Source organism: Corynebacterium sp. LK2510 (assembly GCF_040946405.1).
Taxonomy (GTDB): domain Bacteria; phylum Actinomycetota; class Actinomycetes; order Mycobacteriales; family Mycobacteriaceae; genus Corynebacterium.
Genome location: NZ_JAYWLR010000013.1, coordinates 40,615 through 61,505, shown reverse-complemented (window position 1 = coordinate 61,505; position 20,891 = coordinate 40,615). Strand labels below are relative to the sequence as shown.

General features: G+C 66.5%; 17 protein-coding genes and 1 tRNA gene. 13 read left to right on the top strand and 5 right to left on the bottom strand.

Features of this window, described 5'->3' with window-relative positions; all coding sequences use genetic code 11:
* Positions 1–4 precede the first annotated feature (4 nt).
* Positions 5–1,273, top strand: coding sequence for an alpha/beta hydrolase (locus VVR41_RS08000; RefSeq protein WP_368524306.1), 1,269 nt, complete (start codon positions 5–7; stop codon positions 1,271–1,273).
* Positions 1,274–1,370: 97 nt separating this feature from the next.
* Positions 1,371–1,446: transfer RNA gene (locus tag VVR41_RS07995), tRNA-Glu, on the top strand.
* Between the two features lie 578 nt (positions 1,447–2,024).
* Here VVR41_RS07995 and VVR41_RS07990 read toward each other — a convergent pair.
* Positions 2,025–2,726, bottom strand: coding sequence for a type 1 glutamine amidotransferase domain-containing protein (locus tag VVR41_RS07990; protein ID WP_368524305.1), 702 nt, complete (start codon positions 2,724–2,726; stop codon positions 2,025–2,027).
* A 9-nt stretch (positions 2,727–2,735) separates the two neighbouring features.
* Positions 2,736–3,734, bottom strand: a complete 999-nt coding sequence (locus VVR41_RS07985) for an NADP-dependent oxidoreductase (protein ID WP_368524304.1) — start codon at positions 3,732–3,734, stop codon at positions 2,736–2,738.
* Positions 3,735–3,853: 119 nt separating this feature from the next.
* Between VVR41_RS07985 and VVR41_RS07980 the strand changes: the two genes are divergently transcribed.
* Genes VVR41_RS07980 through VVR41_RS07970 form a run of 3 tightly spaced genes read left to right on the top strand, consistent with a single transcriptional unit; the run spans position 3,854 to position 8,492 of the window.
* Positions 3,854–4,717 (top strand): PhzF family phenazine biosynthesis protein, encoded by an 864-nt coding sequence (locus tag VVR41_RS07980; protein WP_368524303.1) that lies wholly within the window; start codon positions 3,854–3,856, stop codon positions 4,715–4,717.
* 43 nt (positions 4,718–4,760) lie between these two features.
* The gene (locus VVR41_RS07975) at positions 4,761–5,714 is read left to right on the top strand and encodes a pyridoxal-phosphate dependent enzyme (RefSeq protein ID WP_368524302.1); all 954 of its coding nucleotides are present in this window, start codon (positions 4,761–4,763) and stop codon (positions 5,712–5,714) included.
* Positions 5,715–8,492: an FAD/NAD(P)-binding protein gene (locus VVR41_RS07970; protein WP_368524301.1), complete on the top strand. Its 2,778-nt coding sequence runs from the start codon at positions 5,715–5,717 to the stop codon at positions 8,490–8,492.
* 40 nt (positions 8,493–8,532) lie between these two features.
* Here the strand turns inward: VVR41_RS07970 and VVR41_RS07965 are convergent, their stop codons facing one another.
* Positions 8,533–9,246 carry an IclR family transcriptional regulator gene (locus VVR41_RS07965; protein WP_368524300.1) on the bottom strand — a complete coding sequence of 238 codons (714 nt, stop codon included), beginning with the start codon at positions 9,244–9,246 and terminating at the stop codon, positions 8,533–8,535.
* A 28-nt stretch (positions 9,247–9,274) separates the two neighbouring features.
* On the opposite strand from VVR41_RS07965, the gene leuC reads away from it, so the two are divergent.
* On the top strand, positions 9,275–10,696 hold the full coding sequence (gene leuC / locus VVR41_RS07960) for a 3-isopropylmalate dehydratase large subunit (RefSeq protein WP_368524299.1): 1,422 nt from the start codon (positions 9,275–9,277) through the stop codon (positions 10,694–10,696).
* Between the two features lie 40 nt (positions 10,697–10,736).
* Positions 10,737–11,324 carry a 3-isopropylmalate dehydratase small subunit gene (gene leuD, locus VVR41_RS07955; RefSeq protein ID WP_368524298.1) on the top strand — a complete coding sequence of 196 codons (588 nt, stop codon included), beginning with the start codon at positions 10,737–10,739 and terminating at the stop codon, positions 11,322–11,324.
* A gap of 55 nt (positions 11,325–11,379) precedes the next feature.
* Here leuD and VVR41_RS07950 read toward each other — a convergent pair whose 3' ends face one another.
* Positions 11,380–12,345, bottom strand: coding sequence for an NUDIX domain-containing protein (locus tag VVR41_RS07950; protein WP_368524318.1), 966 nt, complete (start codon positions 12,343–12,345; stop codon positions 11,380–11,382).
* 211 nt (positions 12,346–12,556) lie between these two features.
* On the opposite strand from VVR41_RS07950, the gene VVR41_RS07945 reads away from it, so the two are divergent.
* Both VVR41_RS07945 and VVR41_RS07940 read left to right on the top strand, forming a co-directional pair.
* Complete coding sequence (locus tag VVR41_RS07945; protein WP_321101375.1) at positions 12,557–13,555, top strand: NAD(P)H-dependent glycerol-3-phosphate dehydrogenase; 999 nt, start codon at positions 12,557–12,559, stop codon at positions 13,553–13,555.
* A gap of 18 nt (positions 13,556–13,573) precedes the next feature.
* Positions 13,574–14,638: a D-alanine--D-alanine ligase family protein gene (locus VVR41_RS07940; protein WP_409338296.1), complete on the top strand. Its 1,065-nt coding sequence runs from the start codon at positions 13,574–13,576 to the stop codon at positions 14,636–14,638.
* Here VVR41_RS07940 and VVR41_RS07935 read toward each other — a convergent pair.
* Positions 14,607–15,566 carry a DUF3515 domain-containing protein gene (locus VVR41_RS07935; protein WP_409338295.1) on the bottom strand — a complete coding sequence of 320 codons (960 nt, stop codon included), beginning with the start codon at positions 15,564–15,566 and terminating at the stop codon, positions 14,607–14,609. The genes VVR41_RS07940 and VVR41_RS07935 overlap by 32 nt on opposite strands.
* 34 nt (positions 15,567–15,600) lie before the next feature.
* Between VVR41_RS07935 and VVR41_RS07930 the strand changes: the two genes are divergently transcribed.
* The 4 genes from VVR41_RS07930 to VVR41_RS07915 are packed head-to-tail and all read left to right on the top strand — an operon-like array spanning position 15,601 to position 20,882.
* The gene (locus tag VVR41_RS07930) at positions 15,601–16,563 is read left to right on the top strand and encodes a thiamine-phosphate kinase (RefSeq protein ID WP_368524296.1); all 963 of its coding nucleotides are present in this window, start codon (positions 15,601–15,603) and stop codon (positions 16,561–16,563) included.
* A complete protein-coding gene (locus tag VVR41_RS07925; RefSeq protein ID WP_368524295.1) occupies positions 16,563–17,207 on the top strand; it encodes a uracil-DNA glycosylase in 645 nt (214 codons plus the stop codon). The genes VVR41_RS07930 and VVR41_RS07925 overlap by 1 nt, the downstream gene beginning before the upstream one ends.
* A gap of 11 nt (positions 17,208–17,218) precedes the next feature.
* Positions 17,219–18,784 carry a DAK2 domain-containing protein gene (locus VVR41_RS07920; RefSeq protein WP_368524294.1) on the top strand — a complete coding sequence of 522 codons (1,566 nt, stop codon included), beginning with the start codon at positions 17,219–17,221 and terminating at the stop codon, positions 18,782–18,784.
* A gap of 4 nt (positions 18,785–18,788) precedes the next feature.
* Positions 18,789–20,882, top strand: coding sequence for an ATP-dependent DNA helicase RecG (locus tag VVR41_RS07915; protein WP_368524293.1), 2,094 nt, complete (start codon positions 18,789–18,791; stop codon positions 20,880–20,882).
* Positions 20,883–20,891: the final 9 nt, after the last annotated feature.

Sequence of the window (20,891 nt, the reverse complement as noted above, 5' to 3'; positions counted from 1 at the left end):
CGGAATGAAAATCACATCCACTCCGGTCGGAGTCCTTCTCGCGGCGGCCATCGTCACCACCACAGCAGCCCCGCCCACCCAGGCGCAGGCTCTGCCGCCGCTGGAGTACACCCTGTCGTCGGTCAACCCGCTGTCCTCGGTCATTACCGGTCTGCCGAGCTACACCGGGTCCACCGTTTTTGATTTGCTCAGCGTGCCGTTGGCGTCGTCAAGCCTGCTGTCGCAGGTGCCCATGCTTGCGGTGCCCTCGCTGCTCCTCGCGATCCTTGGCCGCAGTCTCTTCGGCACCGCGCTCTACCAAGGGGTGGGATCGACGGGCAGTGCCTTGAGTTCTGCGATCACCGATGCCACCGCTACCTTCCCGGACCCTGACGCGCCGCCTGCCGAGTTTGTCAGCCTCGAGCACATGGTCGACGACCGCTACGAGCTGACCGTCTACTCGCCGTCGATGCAGCGCGAGGTGAAAAACGACATCCTCCTGCCGGGCGGGGTTGACAACACCGAGCCGCGCCCGACGTTTTACCTCATGCTCGGCGCCGACGGGGCTGCGGATGGGTTTAGCTGGCACGGCAATACCGACTACGAGGAGTTCTTCGCGGACAAGCATGTCAACGTCGTCACGCCGAAGGGCTCGGTCTCCTCGATGCAGGCCGACTGGTACTCCACGGACCCCACCACGGGTGCGAACAAGTGGCTGACCTACATGACCAAAGAGCTTCCACCGCTTATCGACGCCCACTTTAACGGCACCGGCCGCGACGCGATCGCGGGAATCTCCATGTCGGGCGGGCCGGCCATTTCCATGGCCGGTTTCGACCCCGAGCGCTTCGCCGCCGCCGGGTCCTACTCCGGCTGCCCAGCCACGACGGGTCTCATCGGCGGGGCGTGGACGTCCTCGGCCGTGCTTATGAATGAGGGCAACCCGGTCAACATGTGGGGCCTACCCGGCGATGAGGCATGGGTGGCGCACTCACCGGTGCTCAACCTCGACGCGCTGGAAAACACCGCTGTTTTCGTCAGCGCGTCGATGGGCGTGCCCGGCGAGATCGACGGCGGCACGGACCTATCCTCACGGGTGAAACGACTCGGGTTTCCGATGCTGATGGAGGGCGGGGCATACGCGTGCTCGGCGCACTTCGCCAACGAGGCACGCAATGCGGGCGTCGACGTCGACTGGTTCGAGGTTCCCGAGGGCACGCACACGTGGGGATTGTTCGAGCTCGAGATGCGCACCAGCTGGCGCACCATTGGACCCGCAATTGGGGTTGAGTAGGTACCGACTAGTGCCGAGGTGGGCGTTTGAGCTGGCGATTTGTTGAATCTCACCGTGGTGCTTTAAGTTTAACGAGTCGCAAACACCAAGCGAACGCGCCCCGTTCGTCTAGCGGCCTAGGACGTCGCCCTCTCACGGCGGTAACACGGGTTCAAATCCCGTACGGGGTACCATTTCGTGGTTGCACGCCACGGGTGAGTTTGAGCGAGGCAGTCAGTGGATTTCCACTGGCTGCCTCGTTTGTTTTGCGTCTTCTGTGGGTTGATCGGGGGGTTAAGGTGCAAAATGTGTGTCCGGTCGGCGTGTCGCTGGCCGGATATTTGCCCGTTATTTCAGCGGGTTCTTTCGTTTCCATGCCGTCTTAGGCAGGGGGCTGCGCAGGTGACGTGTGAGTGAGTGGCTGCAGATTCGCGGCTGAGAGCGGGGTTTGGGCAGGTGCGTATTGTGGAGCGGCCGCAGGTAAAGCGTTGGCGGCAAGCCGTTTGTCGCGCGATTTGTCCTAAGCAGCTCTGCACACGCTTGGCATCGTGGTCTCTTGCGTTTCATCGGGAAGCACAGCACGACTGCGCTAGCACGTGAGGGCGCCAATCCGGTGGATTGGGCGTGTTTTGGGGCAGGTATGAGCATGCGAGGCGTATATAGGCCCGATTTGCATGGTCTGAGCAGTGGTTATCCGGCGGAAGCGGATACACTTCTTGGCCCTTAGCCCCGGATCGCCGAGCCGGGAGCTTCTATTCCGGCAGGACACTGTTTATGCCATGAGGTCCTCCACGAGGCGGGTGGCGAGCTCCGCGGAAGAGGCCGGGTTCTGGCCCGTGTAGAGGGTGCCGTCGACAACCACGCGCGGGGCGAACGGCTCGTCCGCCTTGGTGAAGTCGACGCCGAGCTCAATGAGCCGGTCTTCCAACAGCCACGGGGCCTTCTCCGCCAGGCCGCCGGCGCGCTCCTCCTCGTTGGTGAAGCCCGTCATCGCGCGCCCGACGAAGGGCGATGTGCCCTCGGTGTCGGCGGTCGCCAGCACGGCGGCCGGGGCGTGGCAGAGCAGGGCCAGGGGAGCGTCTGCCTGGAGGCGCTGCTCCAGGATCGCCGCGGATGTCGTGTCGGTGGCAAGATCCTCCATCGGGCCGTGGCCACCCGGGTAGAAGACCAGGTCGAAGTCGGCGGCGTTGACGGACTCCAGCGACTCGGGGGACTCGAGCACCTGAGCCAGCTCGTCGAGGGTGCGTTTCACCGCCTCAAGGGTCTCAGGTTCGCCGGCACCGTCCGCAAGGCTCACCTTGTCGACGACCGCGGGCTCGCCGCCCGGGGTCGCCACCGTCAGGTCCCAGCCCGCCTCGGAGAAGATGCGGTAGGGGGTGGCGAACTCCTCGGCCCAGAAGCCCGTGGGGTGCCGGGTGCCGTCGTTAAGCGTCCAGTGGTCGGCGGCCGAAAGAACAAAAAGTACGCGTGTCATGGAAATCTCTTACAGGGTGACGATCATTTTGCCGGTGTTGGCTCCCTCGAAAAGCTCGAGGAACGCCCCGGGCGCCGACTCGATGCCGTCGCGGGTGGTGGTGTCGTAGGTGATGGAGCCGTCGAGGACAAGCGGCGCGATCTTCTCCTGGAACTCAGCGGCGAGGTGGTTGTACTGGCCGACGGTGAATCCGCGCAGGGTTGCGCATTTGCCGATGGCGTTGCCGAGGTTGCGCGGCCCGGGGGTCGGCTCGGAGGAGTTGTACTGCGCGATGGCGCCGCACATGGCGATGCGCCCGAACAGGTTGATGTGGTCAAGGGCAGCCTCTAGGTGGTCGCCTCCGACGTTGTCGAAGTAGAGGTCGACGCCGTCGGGCGCGGCCTCGCCGAGCTGGCCGGTGACGTCCCCGTCCTTGTAATTGAACGCTGCGTCGAAACCGAGGCCCTCGACGTAGTCGATCTTCTCCCGGGACCCAGCGGAGCCGATCACCCGGGACGCGCCGAGCTGCTTGGCGATCTGCCCGGCGGCGGAACCGACCGCGCCGGCCGCGCCCGAAATGAAGACGACGTCGCCCTCCTTGATCTCACCCACGGCCGTCAACCCCACGTAGGCGGTGAGCCCGGTCACGCCGAGGATGCCCAGGTACGCTTCGGCCGGTGCGGCGTCGGTGTCGATTCTTTCCGCCTCAGCCTCTTTGAGCACGGCTCGGGTGCGCCATCCCTGGAAGTGTCGGACGGTGTCACCAACAGCAAACGCGGAGGAGCGGGTCTCCACGACGGTGCCTATCGCGGTTCCTGTGAGAGGTTCGTCGATGCGGAACGGCGGGATGTACGACTCGGTGTCGTTCATTCGGCCCCGCATGTATGGGTCGACGCTCAGATGAGTATTAGCAACGAGGATCTGGCCTTCTGCTAGATCCGCCAGGTCCACCGATTCGAGGCGGAAGTTGTCCTGAGTGGGTACTCCGTTCGGCCGGGAGGTCAGGACCCATTGCTGTGTGGTTGTCACGAGTGTCTCCTTTTCGATGGTCGAAGTCGTTTGCGGGATATGAGGGGACAGGAAGCGAGCGGGGGATCACACGGGGCGTGTGGACGCGACTGTACGCTTTCCGGCGCGTCTGCTGCGGCATGATCCGTAGGCTGGACACCGTGCAGTGCGACATCCTCGAAATCGACGTGTTTTCCTCCGGTGCGTTTACCGGCAACCCGGTCGCTGTTATCGCGGGAGGGGAAGAGCTGGCAGAAATCGGCGGCGAGGCCATGCAGCGCATCGCGGCGTGGCTGAACTACTCCGAGACCACGTTTCTGCTTCCGCCGCGAGAGCCAGGAGCCGATTACCGCGTGCGTATTTTCAGCACCAGCCAGGAGTTCCCCTTCGCCGGCCACCCCACCCTCGGTACGGCGAAGGCGTGGCTAGAGCTCTCCGAAACGGAAAGCGCGGACCAGACCATCAAGCAAGAGTGCGGTGCCGGATTGGTCCCGGTGCGGCTCAGCGGGCAGACGCTGTCTTTCGCCACTCCACCGCGGGTACGTACAGGTGAGCTCAGTGAGGACGAGATCGCCTCCATCTGCGCCGCTTTCGATCTCGAGCGCGGTGAGGTGGTCCACGCAGTGTGGGCTGACAACGGTCCGGGGTGGACCGCGGTCGAGCTTGGCAGCGTCGAAACTTTGCACGCGCTCGAGCTGCCGCGCGAGACGGTCAAAGTCGGGTTTGCGGCCTTTACCGGAAAGACGGATACCCTCTATGAGGTGCGCGCGTTCTCCAACGGGCGGGAAGACCCCGTCACCGGAAGCCTCAACGGCGCTGTCGCGCAGTGGATGCGCGAGACCGGCCGCGCGCCGCGCACTTACTCAGTTGCGCAGGGGTTGCAGCTCGGCCGCGCTGGGCGAATCGAGGTGTGCGACGACAGCGACGACATCTGGATCGGCGGGGGAGTCGACGTGCGCGTGCGCGGCACCATCGCGCTCGGTGACGTAGCCAACGGTGCCTAGCATCGGCAGCGGACAGATGTGTTGAACAGATAGAATTGCCCTTATGCTTTCTCCACGCAATAACGGCCTCCTGTCCGTCATCGGGAGAACCCCCCTCGTTTTTCTCCCCGACCTCGCGGATGACCCCGAAGCCCGCGCGTGGGCGAAACTCGAGTCCTTTAATCCGGGCGGCAGCGCAAAGGATCGTACGGCGCGCGCGCTGGTAGCGGACGCGGTAGACAAAGGCGTGTTGAAGCCAGGTTCCGTGATCGTCGAGTCCAGCTCCGGGAACCTGGGCGTGGCGTTGGCGCGCGAGGCAATCATCGGTGGCTGGGAGTTCCACTGTGTAGTTGACCCACGCACCAACCAGTCCACGCTTGCCCACATTCGCGCCCTGGGCGGGCACATCCACCCCGTTGAGGCACCGGATCCGGAGACAGGGGACTGGCTCACAGCCCGCCGCGCTCTCGTCGCCGAGCTTGTGGACGAGCTCGGTGCGGTCAACCTGGACCAATACTCCAACCGCGCGGCGTTTGACGCCCACAGCGAGGGCATGATGCCGGAGATAGTCGAGCAGCTCGGACACGCCCCCGACTACCTCCTGGTCGCGGTGAGTACCACCGGCACCGTCGGCGGCTGCGCCCGCTACATCAACGTCAACTCCCTGCCCACCAAGGTGATCGCGGTCGATGCGCATGGCTCGGTTCTATTCGGCGGGGCCCGCGGCGAGCGGATCCTGCCGGGGTACGGCGCAGGTATCGTCACCGCCCTGTCGGAGGAAACAACGCCCGACCAGATCATTCGCGTCACCGCAGGTGATGCGGTGGCGGCCGCGCGCCGGGTGGCGCGCACTACCGGGTTCATGCCCGGCGCGTCGGGCGGTGCGGTGTGCGCCGCCGCAGCCCAGGTCGTGCGCGATGACCCGGGTGCCGAGATTGTCGCGGTGTTCCACGATGACGGCCGCGCCTACCTGGACACGGTGTACAACGACGAATGGGTCGAAAGGAACGTGAAGTAAATGAAGGTGGCCATTATCGGTGCCGGCCCACGCGGGCTGTGGGCGGCGGAGGAAGTGCTCGGACGGGCACGCGAGCGCGGCGCGCGCATCGAGCTGTCGGTCTACAACGACGGTCCGCTGCGCACCGCCAGCGGACCCGGGGCCTACCAGCACGACGTGCCTGAGAAATGGCTGCTCAACGTTCCCTCCGACATCGTCGAGACGCAGCTGGGTTCCTTCAACGAATGGCGCGGTAGCGACGACACCTTCCCGCCGCGCCGCGAGGTCGGGCGGTTTCTGACCGCGTCGTGGGCAGCGCTCGCCGAGCACGTGCCGGCGGGGTGCTCACTGGAGATCGTCGAGAAGCGTGTGGAGCATCTCGCACCCCGCGGCGATGCGGTGGAGGTCGAGGACACCCTCTACAGCGAGGTGCTCGTCACCACTGGCCACGCCGACAGCTGGCCCGGCGCTCTCGCGGGTACGGACATCGACGGCGTGGACAGAGTGATTCCCGCCTTCGCAGCACACGAGTTGGCCACGCTGGGCGAGGACGACACCGCAATCGTTCGCGGCGCAGCCCTGACGTTCATCGACGTCGTGCGCTATGCGCAGGCGAAGGTGTTCTATCCCGTCACCCGCGGCGGGCGGCTCATGGACGTCAAGACTTACCTCGACGACGAGCAGGAGCGCAGGCTTCGCCCGGCGTTATGGCGCGCTAATGAAGCGATCCGTGCGGCGGCGGGGTTCGACGATCTCGTCGGCGCCGTGGAAACGCTTGCGCAGGAGGTTCTCGCGGTCACAGGAGGCCAGGGTGATGCGGAATCGATCCGCGCCGTGCTCGACGGCAGCGACGCCACAGACCCGGTCGAGGACCTGCGCCGCTCCTACCAGGTGGCAGTGGGCGAGCACCCGTGGACGCCCGCGGCTGCGGTGGGCTACGCCTTCCGCACCGCCTACGACGCGATCATCGCTCGTGCATCCTTCGGCGGGCGCGACACCCTGGGCGGCGAGCGCTTCGGCAATCTCACTAGCACTCTCGAGCGCGTCGCCTTCGGCCCGCCGCCGGTGACGGCAGCTGAGGTCCTCGAACTCATCGACGCAGGCCGTATCCGCGTCGACCTTCTCGCACGCGGCACGGAGGACCTCGGGGAGCTTGCGCGCGAGGTCGGCGCCAACGTCGTCATCGACGCCGTAAACGCCCCGCCCGGGGCGACACCCGGCTCGCTCGCCGGAGCGCTGGCGGAAGAGGGTATCGCACAGGTTCACGAGGAAACAGATTCGATCAAGGTCGAGCGCGACGGCCGGCTCGTCGGCCAGGAGCACCTCAGCGCCGCCGGTCGGATGAGCGAGGGCTGGATCCTGGGCCACGATACGCTGCGCCGCTGCGACCACGAGGTCATCCCGGCGTGGGCGCGCCGGGTGACCCGTGCCGCAATGGAAGACCCGGACCGCGTCCACGGCATGCCGCCGTTGGAGGCGCGCCTGGAGCCGTGGGCCGAGCAGCTCGTGGAGAATGCGGACACCTGCCAGGGGCTGATCAACGACTTCGCCAGCCCTGTCAACGTCCTCAATCCCGCCCCGATGCTGCGCAACGTCGAGGAACTCGTCGACGCGGCCGCACAGAGCGGCGTTGAGCTGAAAGTGTTCTACGCACGAAAGGCAAACAAGGCCCTCGCCTTCGTCGACGCGGTGCGCGATGCCGGCCATGGCGTCGACGTGGCCAGCGAGAACGAGCTGCGCCAGGTTCTCGAGCGCGGCGTGGCGGGCGAGCGCATCATCTTGTCGGCCGCGATCAAGACCGATGCGCTGCTGCGCCTGGCCATCGACAACGGCGTGGTCATCTCTGCGGACAACCTTGACGAGTACGACCGCATCCACTCGCTCGCCGGCGACACGGTTGCACTGGTGGCACCACGGCTCGCCCCGGATCCGGAATCGATGATGCCTACCCGCTTCGGCGAGCTCGCGCCGAACTGGGTGCGCCACCTCGAACGCCCACTGGACAACGTCCGCGTCGTCGGTGTCCACGTCCACCTGCACGGCTACGCGGCGGCGGAGCGCAGTGCCGCACTTCGCGAGTGCTTCGGGCTTATCGACGCACTGCGCGAGCACGGCCACGCCCCGGAGTTCATCGACCTCGGCGGGGGAGTGCCCATGAGCTACCTTGCCCACGAGGAGCAGTGGCACGCCTACCAGGAGGCGATCGAGGCGCAGCGCGACGGTTACGCCGACGCGTTCACCTGGAAGGCGGACCCGCTGCGCACCACGTACCCCTACTGGCAGGACCCGACGCGCGGGCCGTGGCTGACGCAGGTGCTTGTCGACGGCATCGCCGAAGGCCTCACCAGCCGCGGTCTTCGCCTCCACCTCGAGCCGGGGCGCTCGCTTCTCGACGGCTGCGGGCTCATCCTCGCCCAGGTCGCCTTCGTCAAAACCCGCAGCGACGGCCTGCCTCTGGTAGGGCTGCACATGAACCGGACCCAGTGCCGCACCACCTCCGACGACTACCTTGTCGACCCACTTGTGGTGCAGCACGCTGGGGCAGGCGGCGAAGGCGAGGAGGTCGAAGCGTTCCTCGTCGGTGCCTACTGCATCGAGGACGAGCTCATTTTGCGTCGCAAGGTGCGCTTCCCCCGCGGGGTGCGCGCGGGCGACATCGTCGCGATTCCGAACACTGCCGGGTACTTCATGCACATTCTGGAGTCGGCGTCGCACCAGATCCCGCTGGCGGCCAACGTGGTGTGGCCAAAGCGTCAGCGCGACGCCATCGACACCTGGCAGTCCACACCTAGGCAGTGATTCCCGGCGGCGGTGATTCGGGGAGAAGCGAGATACCCAGCTACAGTGCGGCGTCGAGCGCGGCTGCGGCGGCGGTGAGTTCGCTGCCCCATTTCGCGATGGGGCTGGGGCTGAGCCGCTCCACGGGTCCGGAAATGGACAGCACCGCCACCACCGTGTCCGTCGAATCTCGGATCGGAGTGGATACGCTGGCCAAGCCCACCTCGCGCTCTGCCACCGACTCCGCCAGTCCGCTCGCGCGCACGGACTCGAGTTCCTGGGGCGGGAAGGGGTGGGCGTCGATAAGCCCGAAGGCGGCGTACACGCGGGCCGCGGACCCGGCGCTGAGGGAGAGCTGCGAGCCGACGGGGACCGTATAGGTCAGGCCGCTGGAGGGTTCCTCCGCGGCGATGCACGTGCGCGTGGTGCCGGTGAGCTGGTAGAGCTGCACCGACTCGCCGGTGGTGGAGACCAGGTCACGCATGATGGGGGCGGCGGCGGAAAGCAGCCGCGGCGACGTCCCCGTGCCGTAGCTGGCGAGTGCGGGCCCGATGATCCAGGAACCGCCGGGCGTGCGGGCGAGGATGTGGTGCACCTCGAGTGCCGTGGCGATCCGGTGGGTTGTCGCACGGGGAAGACCGGTGTCGGCGCTGAGTGCGGCGAGGCTCTTTTCGCCTGTGGACACCGAACGCATAATAGCGACTGCGCGATCGAGAACTTTGATCCCGGAATCTTCTGTATACTGTCTCACACTACGGATAGTAGCATCTCGCATAATGAGAATGTGCAGTAAGGAGGAGAACATGAGCGACACCCCCATGACACTCGCGGAGAAGGTGTGGCGCGATCACGTAGTCACCAAAGGTAAAAACGGTGACCCGGACCTCATCTACATCGATTTCCAGCTCCTCCACGAGGTTACCTCACCCCAGGCATTCGACGGCCTGCGTCTAAGCGGGCGCACGGTGCGCCACCCGGAGCTGCACCTGGCCACCGAGGACCACAACGTGCCCACCCTCGGAATCTCCTCCGGCAACCTGCTCGAGATCGCTGAGCCGACCTCGCGGGTGCAGGTGGAGACGCTGCGCACAAACTGCGCCGAGTTCGGCATCACTCTCCACCCGATGGGCGACGTCAAGCAGGGCATCGTGCACACGGTCGGCCCCCAGCTGGGCATCACCCAGCCCGGAATGACCATCGTGTGCGGCGACTCGCACACCTCCACCCACGGTGCGTTCGGTTCCATCGCGATGGGCATCGGCACCTCTGAGGTCGAGCACGTCATGGCCACGCAAACCCTGTCGCTGGCCCCGTTCAAGACGATGGCGGTCAACGTTAGCGGGGAACTTGCCGAGGGCGTCAGCGCAAAGGACCTGATCCTGGCGATCATCGCCAAGATCGGCACCAACGGCGGTCAAGGCCACATTATTGAATACCGTGGCGAGGCCATAGAGAAGCTGTCGATGGAGGCGCGGATGACCATCTGCAACATGTCCATCGAAGCGGGCGCCCGTGCGGGTATGGTCGCCCCCGACGAGACCACCTTCGACTACGTCAAGGGCCGCGAGTACGCGCCCACCGGTGAGGACTGGGACGCGGCCGTGGAGTACTGGAAGACCCTGCCGACGGATGAGGGCGCGAGGTTCGACACCGTCGTCGACATCGACGGCAGCGCGCTGACGCCCTTCGTCACTTGGGGCACCAACCCCGGCCAGGGTGCACCGCTGTCCGCTAGCGTTCCCGACCCGGAGGAGTTCGGCGACGACACCGCCAAGCACGCCGCCGAGAAGGCGCTGCGCTACATGGACCTGACCCCGGGCACCCCGCTGCGCGATATCGCCATCGACACCGTTTTCCTGGGTTCGTGCACCAACGCGCGCATCGAGGACCTGCGCGCGGCAGCCGAGGTTGTCAAGGGCCGCCGAATTGCTGAGGGCACCCGGATGCTCGTGGTCCCGTCGTCGACGATGGTCAAGCAGCAGGCCGAGTCCGAGGGGCTGCACCAGATTTTCACTGACTTCGGAGCACAGTGGCGCACCGCGGGCTGCTCGATGTGTCTGGGCATGAACCCCGACCAGCTCAGCCCCGGGGAGCGCTGCGCATCGACCTCGAACCGCAACTTCGAGGGCCGGCAGGGCCCGGGCGGGCGCACCCACCTCGTCTCCCCGCTCGTCGCCGCAGCTACCGCTGTCGTCGGCCGCCTGGCTAGCCCGGCAGACCTGTAACCGCGCTCCGCAACGCTGAAGGAAACAACCGGAGGAAACCATGGAGAAGTTCACCACCCACACCGGGGTCGCCGTTCCGCTGAACCGCTCGAACGTGGATACCGACCAAATCATCCCCGCGCGCTACCTCAAGCGCGTCACGCGCACCGGCTTCGAGGACGGACTGTTTTCCAACTGGAGGGAGAACGAGCCGAACTTCGTGCTCAACCGGGAGGAGTACGCCAACGGTTCCGTCCTCTTCGCCGGCCCTGATTTCGGCACCGGCTCCTCGCGCGAACACGCCGTGTGGGCGCTGGGTGACTACGGCTTCCGTGCCGTGTTCAGCCCCCGCTTCGCCGACATTTTCCGCGGCAACGCGGGCAAGGCCGGCCTGCTCGCAGGCGTCATGACCGAGTCCGACATCAACCTGATCCTCAAGCAGCTCGAGGCCAACCCGGGGTGCGAGGTCACGGTGTCTTTGGAGGACCGCACGGTCACCGTCGGCGAAAGCACCTACACATTCGAGGTGGACGACTACACGCGGTGGCGGCTCATGGAAGGCCTCGACGATGTCGGGCTGACGCTTCGCGACGTCTCCGCGATCGAAAGCTTCGAGGCCTCCCGCCCAGCATTCAAACCGAGCGTGTAGGCGCACTCCGCAACGCGGTGCTGCCAGCCGCAAGGGGACTGCCGATCTGACGGAGCTAGCGCACGGGCAGCGGCGACGGCATGTAGTCGGCGCCGTTGAGCTCGCCGTTGCGGAAGGACAGCACCCACACGCCGCCCTTCTTTACGGAAATGTCGGTGTCGATGGGCAACCTGCCCCACGAGGAAAGCCACGCGATCATCTGGGGCATGACGGTGCCTTGCGCGCAGATGACGCTCGTGCCGCCCTGTGCGACGACCTCCATGAACGCCTTTTGCGCCTCGACCTGGCTTTCTTCCCATCCGGCGTCGCCAAAGCGAACGTCGACCTCGACGTCGATCCCAAGCTCGTCCGCGAGCGGGGCGACCGTGGCCTGGCACCGGTCGGGGAGAGCCGAGTAAATGCGGGTCGGCTCGAAGGGCGCGAGGAGCGGCACCAGCATCTCCGACTGCCGCCGGCCCTTCTTGTCCAGCGGGCGCAGGTTGTCATCGCCCGCCCATTTTTCGCGGTCGTGGGCTCGGGCGTGGCGCACGTACAAAAGGCGGGTATCCGAGGGGAGACCGAAGCGCTTGCGAGCCTTCTCCAGCACTTGGCGGTCAAGGTCATAGGAGACGAGCTCGCAGGCGTCCTCCACAGACAACCAGCGGATCTCGTCGACCTCGTTGTTGGGCACGAACTCTCCGCCGATCACCTCACCTGTCCAGTAGTAGACGACCTTCGTGGTGTTCTTCACCGGATAGACCGTCTTGCCCAGGTGCTTGCCCAGTCGGATCCGGTATCCTGTCTCCTCCTCGATTTCGCGCACAGCGGTGGCGACAAGAGATTCGCCCGGGTCGACCTTGCCCTTGGCCAGGGACCAGTCGTCGTAATGCGGGCGGTGAATGCAGGCGACCTCGATGGCCGAGGTGTCGCCGTCCTCTCTCAGCTCACCGCGCCACAGGACAGCGCCGGCAGCCAGCGTCGTCCTTTTGAACTCCTTGTCCGGCCGTCGCGGAATCTCCTGGTGGCGCCCGGTGAGAAACATCTCGCCATGGGCGTCCTTGTCCTGCTCATGCGGTGTGGAACCGGTTGGCGGCGACGACGTCGCGTTGCGGTGTGACTGGGATGCCCGTGAGTCAGAAGCCATGCAAACATTGTTACCTACTTCGGGCACACGTGCGAGCTGTTCTAAGCTGGTTGTGTTCAGACTGCGGCGCGTTCGGCGCATGTTCAGCCCCGGGGAAAGGAGCCGAAGGATGGTCAACGTTGCGGTCATGGGAGCCGGATCGTGGGGGACGACCCTGGCCAAGGTGTTCGCCGACGGCGGCAACTCGGTCGCGCTGTGGGCGCGCCGCGAGGAGCTGGCCCGTACGATTACTGAGACTCGGGTAAACCCCGACTACCTGCCAGGCATTGCTCTGCCCGAGGCCATCTGGGCCACCTCGGACGATGCTGCGGCGCTAAACGGGGCCGACATCGTGGTCTTCGCGGTGCCCAGCCAAACGATGCGCGACAACGTCGCGGCGTGGACGCCCCTGCTGCCGCCGGATGCGACCCTGCTGTCGATTTCGAAGGGCATCGAGACCGGCACGTACATGCGCATGACCGAAATCATCGCCGAAGTCACCGGCGCGGCGACGGACCGGATCGCGGTGCTGTCGGGGCCGAACCTCGCGCGTGAGATCGCACTCGAGCAGCCCGCCGCCACCGTCATCGCGTGCACCGACCTCAACCGCGCAAAGCTCGTCCAGGCCGCCTGCGCGACAACCTACCTGCGCCCGTACACCAACACCGATGTCATCGGCTGCGAGATCGGCGGCGCCTGCAAGAACGTCATCGCCCTAGCCTGCGGCATGGCCGCCGGACAGGGGCTCGGAGAAAACACCCTGGCCACGCTCATCACGCGAGGCCTGGCGGAGATCACCCGACTCGGCACGGAACTCGGGGCGGACCCGCGGACCTTCTCGGGGCTCGCCGGGATGGGCGACCTCGTGGCAACGTGTGCCTCGCCGCTGTCGCGCAACCGCACGTTCGGAGCTGCCCTTGGCGCGGGAGCAAGCGTCGAGGAGGCGAAGTGGGCGACCAAGGGGCAGGTTGCCGAGGGCGTGATTTCCTCTCAGAGCATCCACCAGCTGGCCCACATCCACGGCGTCGACATGCCGATTACCCAGTCGGTGTTCTCGGTCTGCCACGAGGGCCAGTCCGTCGCCGAGACCACCCGCGCTCTGATGGGGCGATCCCGGAAGTCGGAGTAGGAACGCCTCAACGGTAGGATCGTCCGCGTGATTCGCATAGCTGTCATCTACGGAGGCCAATCCACCGAGCACTCCATCTCCTGCATCTCCGCGGGCTCGATCATGGCGGAGCTCGACCGGGAGCGTTACGAGATCTTCCCCGTCGGCATCACCCGCGAGGGTGCCTGGGTAGTCGGGGAGATCGACCCGATCGCCAGCGCCACCTTGCCCGAGGTGCGCGAGGGCCGCGAGATTGCGCTGAGCCTCAATCCCGCCCGCCGCGGCGAGTTTGTCGACGCATTTACGGGTGAGTCCATCGCCACCGTCGACGTCGTCTTCCCCGTGCTCCACGGCAAGTACGGCGAGGACGGCACGATCCAGGGCATGTTTGAACTCTCCGGCATCCCGTACGTCGGCCCTGGCGTGATGGCGTCGGCGTGCTCGATCGACAAGGAGTACACCAAAAAGCTCGCCGTGCAGGCGGGCCTTAACGTGACCCGCGAGGTCGTGCTCGAGAACAACTCCGGACTGAGCGCAGAGCAGCGTGAGTACCTCGGTCTGCCCGTCTTTGTGAAGCCCGCTAGCGGTGGGTCGTCGATTGGCGTGTCCAAGGTCACCACCTGGGACGAGATCGATGCTGCGCTCGCGACGGCGTTCGAGACGGACAACAAGGTTGTCGTCGAGGCCGAAGTCATCGGCGACGAGGTCGAGGTCGGCGTGCTCGAGTACCCAGACGGCAGCGTCGTCGCGTCGGTCCCGGCAAAGCTCAACGGCACTGACGACGGTGCTGAGGGCTTCTACGGCTTCGAAACGAAGTACCTCGAAGACGGCGTTACCGCGACGATCCCGGCACCCTACGATGAGGCGACGATCGATGAGCTGCGCAGCCTTGCCGTGCGCACGTTCCGCGGCCTGAACTGCAAGGGCCTGGCACGCGTGGACTTCTTCGTCACCGAAAACGGTCCCGTGCTCAACGAGATCAACACGATGCCCGGGTTCACCCCGATCTCGATGTACCCGCAGATGTGGCAGGCATCCGGGCTGACCTACGGCCAGCTTCTCGACGCCCTCATTACGACCTCTCTGGGACACTCCGAGCGATAGCCTCGGACAGCGCGGTCACGGCCTCGTTGCCTTCGGCCTGCGGCAGGCTCGCCGCGACCACCGCGTCGCGGCCGAGCGCGAACCACGTCGACGACGTCGTCCCGTTGGCCAGCGTGGTGTCCTCGAACCAGGTCACCTCGTTGATCTGGTAGAGCTGGATGCCCGCCTCGTAGTTCTCCGGATCGGCGACCCCGCAGCGCACCACGATCGGCTCTTTGCCTTCTTTGACCCAAACCGCCGTGAGCGGCTCGGCGGCGTCGATAGGCGAAAAGCCTTCCGCGATGTTGACCGGCAGCTCAGACATGAGCGCGTCGCAGCCGGCGCGCGGCCCGGCGGCAAGCTCGCTCAAAGGTGCCGGTGCGGGCGGAACCTCCTCCTGTGGCAGGTCCCCGACGGGCAGGCTGCCCAGGTCGTGGGCGAACTCGCGCCCGCCCACCGCGGCGTCGTCTGAGGTAACGGCCACGACCGGTGCGCGGTCGATCGTGTACCAGGTCGACATCGTGGATCCGGGCGTGGAGTCGTCGATGCGCATCCACCGCGCTCCGGCTGCCTCGAAGGTGGGGGTGTACTCGTTGTACTGCAACGGTGCGTCGACCCCGCAGCGCAGGGTGATGCGCTCGGTGGAGGAGGACTGCCACGCCGCCGCGCCCGCCGGTGCCGGATCGGCGAGCTCGGCGCGCGCGTGCCCGGCCAGACGCTCGGGCAGCGCGCCGAGCAGCGCGGCGCACTCGGCGGAGTCTGCCATCGGCGACGGCAGTGTGGCCAGCGGCACCGGCTGGCGGGCGACGCGGTCGAAAAAGACCTTCGCGCCCCCGAGCACCGCCGCGACCAGCGCGAGCGCCAGCGCAAGGCTCACCCACATCGCGGTGCGATTAAATTGAACCACGTGGGGTTCGTTTCCGGCAGGGACCTCAGAGACCTCAGTCATGTCGCAAAAGCCTACTGAAAGGGCGTGTATCCACGTGATTCGCACCGGATTCCCCACCGATGGGCCCACCCTCGGCGAGGTCGGCGAGCAGCAGGTGATCCGCGCGATCGTCAACGCGGCGCCGTCCTCCCTCAACGGCGACGATGCCGCAGTGCTGCGCCCGGCCGCCCCCAACTCGCGGATGGTGGCCGCCACGGACATGCTCGTCCACGGGCGCCACTTCCTGCCCGAGTACACCACGCCCGAGCAGCTCGGACGCAAGGCGGTGTTGCAGAACTTCGCCGATATCGAGGCCATGGGGGCGCGGCCGGTGGCGGTGCTGCTCGCGCTGTCGGCGCCGCCGACGCTGCCGCTGGCGGTCGTCGAGAAGCTCGCCGAGGGGATCAACTCGATGGTCGAGGAGTACGCCGCCGAACTTGTTGGTGGCGACGTCACCTCCGGCTCCGAGCTCGTGATCTCGATTTCCGCGGTCGGCTGGCTCGGGGGAAACCTCCAGCCGCTCACACTCGACCGCGCACGCGCGGGGCAAAACCTTGTCGCCCACGGCCGCATCGGCTACTCGGCCGCTGGGCTTGACCTGCTGCGCTCTGGACGGCAGATTCCGGGCGAGTTCGCCGAGCTTGTCGACGCCCACCAGGCACCGCGCTTGACCCCGGGCCGCGGTGTTGTCGCGCGCGCGGCCGGGGCCACCGCGATGACCGACAACTCCGACGGGCTCGTCCGCGACGCCGGGCTGATCGCGAAACGCTCCGGAGTGCAAATCGTCCTCGACCGCGAGGCGCTGGCGCCGGACGACAACCTCACCGCCGCCGGGGAATTCCTCGGCGTCGACCCTTGGGACTGGGTACTTGGCGGGGGAGAGGACCACGCGCTGCTGGCCACCATCGACTGTGACGCCCCGGCCGGGTTCCGCACGATCGGGCAGGTCAAAAAGGGCGCCGGCGTCACGCTTGGCGGCGAGGAGCCCGTGCACGCGGGAGGGTGGGACTCCTTCTGATGAATCTGCCCGTGCACGAATCGTGGAAACGCCCGCTCGCACCCGTCGAAGATCACATCCACGCGATGGGTGACTTCCTCAGGTCGGAGGAGTCCTACCTGCCGCGCGGAGGCGACATTCTGCGGGCGTTCTCAGACCCCTTCGACTCGGTTAAGGTCCTCATCCTCGGCCAGGACCCGTACCCCACTCAGGGCCACCCCATGGGCCTGGCGTTTTCCACCCAGCCCGGTGTCGCGCCGCCGCGCTCGCTGGTCAACATCTACACAGAGCTGCGCGACGACCTCGGCATCGCACCGCGCAGCGACGGCGACCTCAGCGCCTGGTCGCGCCACGGCGTGTTGTTGCTCAACAGAGTGCTCACGGTCCGGCCCGGTCAGGCGGGATCCCACCGCGGTAAAGGGTGGGAGGCCGTCACGGAGCAGGCGGTCCGCGCGCTCGTGGAACGGGACGCTCCACTGGTTGCCATCCTGTGGGGCAGGGACGCGCAGACCGCAGCCCGCTTCCTGGGCGAGACCCCGCGCATCGAGTCCCCGCACCCCTCGCCGCTGTCGGCCCACCGCGGCTTTTTCGGCTCGCGCCCGTTTTCCAAGGCGAACCAGGCGTTGATAGACCAAGGCGCGGAGCCTGTCGACTGGTCGTTGTAGACTCCTTAGCCATGGCCCATGACGCTGAGCACGCTGTCCTGAACGGCGCCCGACTCCTTTCCTGGGCGCGGCGTTCCGCAGCGGAACTCGAGCGCCGCCGCGCGGAGATCAACGAGCTCAACGTCTTCCCCGTGCGCGACGCCGACACGGGCTCGAACATGGCGCACACCATGACCTCGGCAGTTGCCGAGGCGGAAAAGTGCCCCGAAGGTGCCGACGTCACTGAGGTGGCCCAAGCGCTCGCCGTAGGCAGCATGCGCGGTGCCCGCGGCAACTCAGGCGTTGTTCTTTCCCAGGTCATCCGCGCGGTGGCGCAGACGGTCGAAGCCGAGGTCACAAACGGTCTCGTCGTGGCCGACGCCTTGTCCTCCGCAGTCCAGTTCGTCGACCGCGCCATCTCCGAGCCGGTCGAGGGAACGGTGGTGACCGTCCTGCGGTCGGCCGCCGTCGCAGCGCGTGAACAGCTCGAGCACGACTCCTCGCTGCCCGCCGTCTCCGGCGCCGCCTTGGACGCGGCGCGTGCCGCGCTCGCGGCGACGCCCTCGCAGCTGGAGGTGCTGCGCGAAGCCGGTGTCGTCGATGCCGGCGGCACAGGACTGGTTATTCTCCTCGAGGCACTCGTGCATGAAATCGATGGCGCTCGCCGCCCGGGCACAGTGCCGTCGCAGGGGCAGCGTTCCACCACGGCGGTCGCCTCGCACGCGCAGCCGGCTGAGCTCGAGGTCATGTTCTGGTTCGAGGGCGATCTCGACGCCCTGGAAAAAGAACTGTCCGCACTCGGCGACTGCCTCGTCATCGCCCGCGCCGGCGAGACCTCCGGCAAGGTGCACATTCACTCGTTCGAGGCGGGCACGGTCATTGAGACAGCGTTTGCCGCGGGTGCGGTGACCGACCTGCGCCTCGAGGTGCTGCCAGCTTCCCCGCAGGCGACCAACCCCGAGCGCCTCATCGTCGCGGTGACCCCGCCGGGCTCGCTCGCCTCACTCTATTCCGAGGCTGGCGCTGTCACCGTCACCCCGGGCGACGACGTGGTCGCTGACGTGCTCGCCACTATCCGCCGGTCGTCGGCCCGCGAGGTTATCCTCCTGCCCAATGGGTTGTTGACCAGCCGCCGGATCAGCTCGATTGAGAAGTCGGCGCGCGCATTTGGTCAGACGGTGACCGTTCTTCCGACAGTCCGGTTGGTCTCGGGCATCGCGGCACTCGCGGTGCACGACGCGAACCAGCCGCTATCCACGGTTGCGTACACGATGTCCGAGGCAGCAGGTGAGATGCGCACCGCTGCGCTGCAGCGCGCGGAGATCGCCGGCCTCGTTCAAGGCGGCGCGGTGTCGAAGGGCGACCTCATCGTCGTCGCGCACGGCGAGATCTCCCTGGCTCCCACCGACCCGCTGGCAGGGGTTGAGTTCGCCTGCCGGCGCATGCTCGAGCACGGCGGGGAACAGGTGTCGATCCTGTACGCGCCCGAGGAGTTCGCGCGTTTCGACGCAGACCCGCTGGCCGCAGCGCTCGACGTCGATGTGTTGGCGTATCCGGCAGACGGCCTCGGAGCCGTGGCGGAGATTGGGGTGGAGTAGCGCCATGCTCGGGTTTCAGGACACGCGCCCGCTCAACTTGGTTATCCCGGTGAAGCAGGCCCGTGCGCTGGAGAAGCACCTCGGCATATCCACGTGCGGGGAGCTGCTGAGCCACTACCCGCGCCGCTACTTGCACTACGGATCCGGCAACACCTTCGAGGGCGCCATCGAAGGTGACACCGTCACCATCGTGGGTTGCGTCACCGCCGTCAAAAAGATCGAAAAGCCCGACCGGATTATCTACCAGGTGACCATCTCCGATGGCACGCACGGCATCGGCGCGTCATTTTTCAACTCGACGTACGCCATGGGAGCGCTGAAGAAGGGCGTGCGGGTCATGGCCACCGGAAAGCTCACCTCGTTTCGGGGCTCGCCTCAACTCCAGCACCCATCATTTGTGCTTCTCGACGGCCCCACGAAAGCAACCGGTGCCCTGCGCCAACTGGGCCACTTCGGCGAACTCGAAGAGATCCTCTCCGGACGCGAATGGTTGCCGTTGTACCCAGCGACAGCGAAGCTGAGCACCTGGACGATCATGGGTGCGATCCACGCCGTTCTGCGCTCCCTGCCGCATGTCGACGAGCCGCTCGGCGCCACCCCCGACGGCATGGTCGAGCTTGACCGCGCCATCAGAGAGATCCACGAGCCAGGGAAAGAAGGACCGGCCGCTGCGCTCCAGCGGTTGAAGTACGACGAGGCGATGGGAATCGCGCTGATCATGGCGGTGCGACGCGCGGACGCCGCCAAAGACACCGCCCGGCCGCTGCCGCGGGTGGAGGGGCGCGACCAGGACGGGTTGCTTGCCCGACTTCCCTTTCCCCTGACGAAGGGACAGGGAGCGGTGCTGACCGAGATCTCGGACGATCTCGCCCAGGCGCGTCCGATGAGCAGGCTACTGCAGGGCGAGGTCGGCTCGGGCAAGACCATCGTGGCGCTTCTCGCCATGCTGCAAGCGGTAGATAACGGGGCGCAGTGCGCTTTACTGGCGCCGACGGAAGTGCTGGCCATGCAGCACGCGCGCTCCCTGACAGAGACGCTCATGCGCGCCGGCGTGCCCGTGCGCGTGGTCGCGCTGACGGGTTCGATGAGTACGGCGCAGCGCCAGGACACGCTGCTCAAGATCGTCTCCGGGGAGGCCGACATCGTCGTCGGCACCCACGCGTTGATCCAGGAGGGCGTGGAGTTTTTCCGTTTGGGCTTCGTCGTCGTTGACGAGCAGCACCGCTTCGGTGTGGAGCAGCGCGATTCGCTCCGGGCCAAGGCTGGCGATACTGTTCCCCACCTGCTCGTGATGACGGCCACGCCGATTCCCCGCACCATTGCGATCACCGTTTTCGGCGACCTCGAGGTCTCAACGCTCAAGGAGCTGCCGGGCGGGCGCAAGCCGATTCAGTCCTCGGTGGTGCCGGAGTTCCGCCGCTCCTGGGTGGCGCGGGCTTGGGAGAAGATCCGTGAGGAGGTCGCCGAGGGACGCCAAGCGTACGTTGTGTGCCCGCGCATCGAGGGTGACGGCGGGGTCATCGAGGTCGGGGAAGTACTGGCGGAGACGGAGTTTCAGGGGCTATCGGTCGGCATCCTCCACGGCAGGATGAAGGCGGAGGAAAAGGACGCCGTCATGTCGGACTTCGCCGCGGGAGACATCGACGTGCTCGTCTCCACCACGGTTATCGAAGTCGGCGTCGATGTGCCCAACGCGACGGTGATGCTGGTGCGCGAATCCGAGAGCTTCGGTGTCTCCCAGCTGCACCAGCTCCGTGGACGGGTCGGGCGCGGCGGAAACGCCTCCTTGTGCCTGTTCCACACACTGGCGCAGCCCGAATCAGACGCCTACGCCCGCGTTTCCGCAGTGGCAGAGACCTCCGATGGTTTCAAACTCGCGCAGCTCGATCTTCTCAACCGCCAGGAGGGCGACGTGCTCGGCGCCATGCAGTCGGGGGCCAAGCGCACGCTCAGACTGATCAACCTCATCGACGATTACGACCTGGTGGTGAAGGCCTACGCGGACGCTGGGGGGTTCGTCGATAAGCACCTCGCGCGAGCCCGCGAGGTGACGCGCGCGTTGGAACCAGAAAAATTCGAGTACTTGGACAAGAGTTAGAGTTATGGG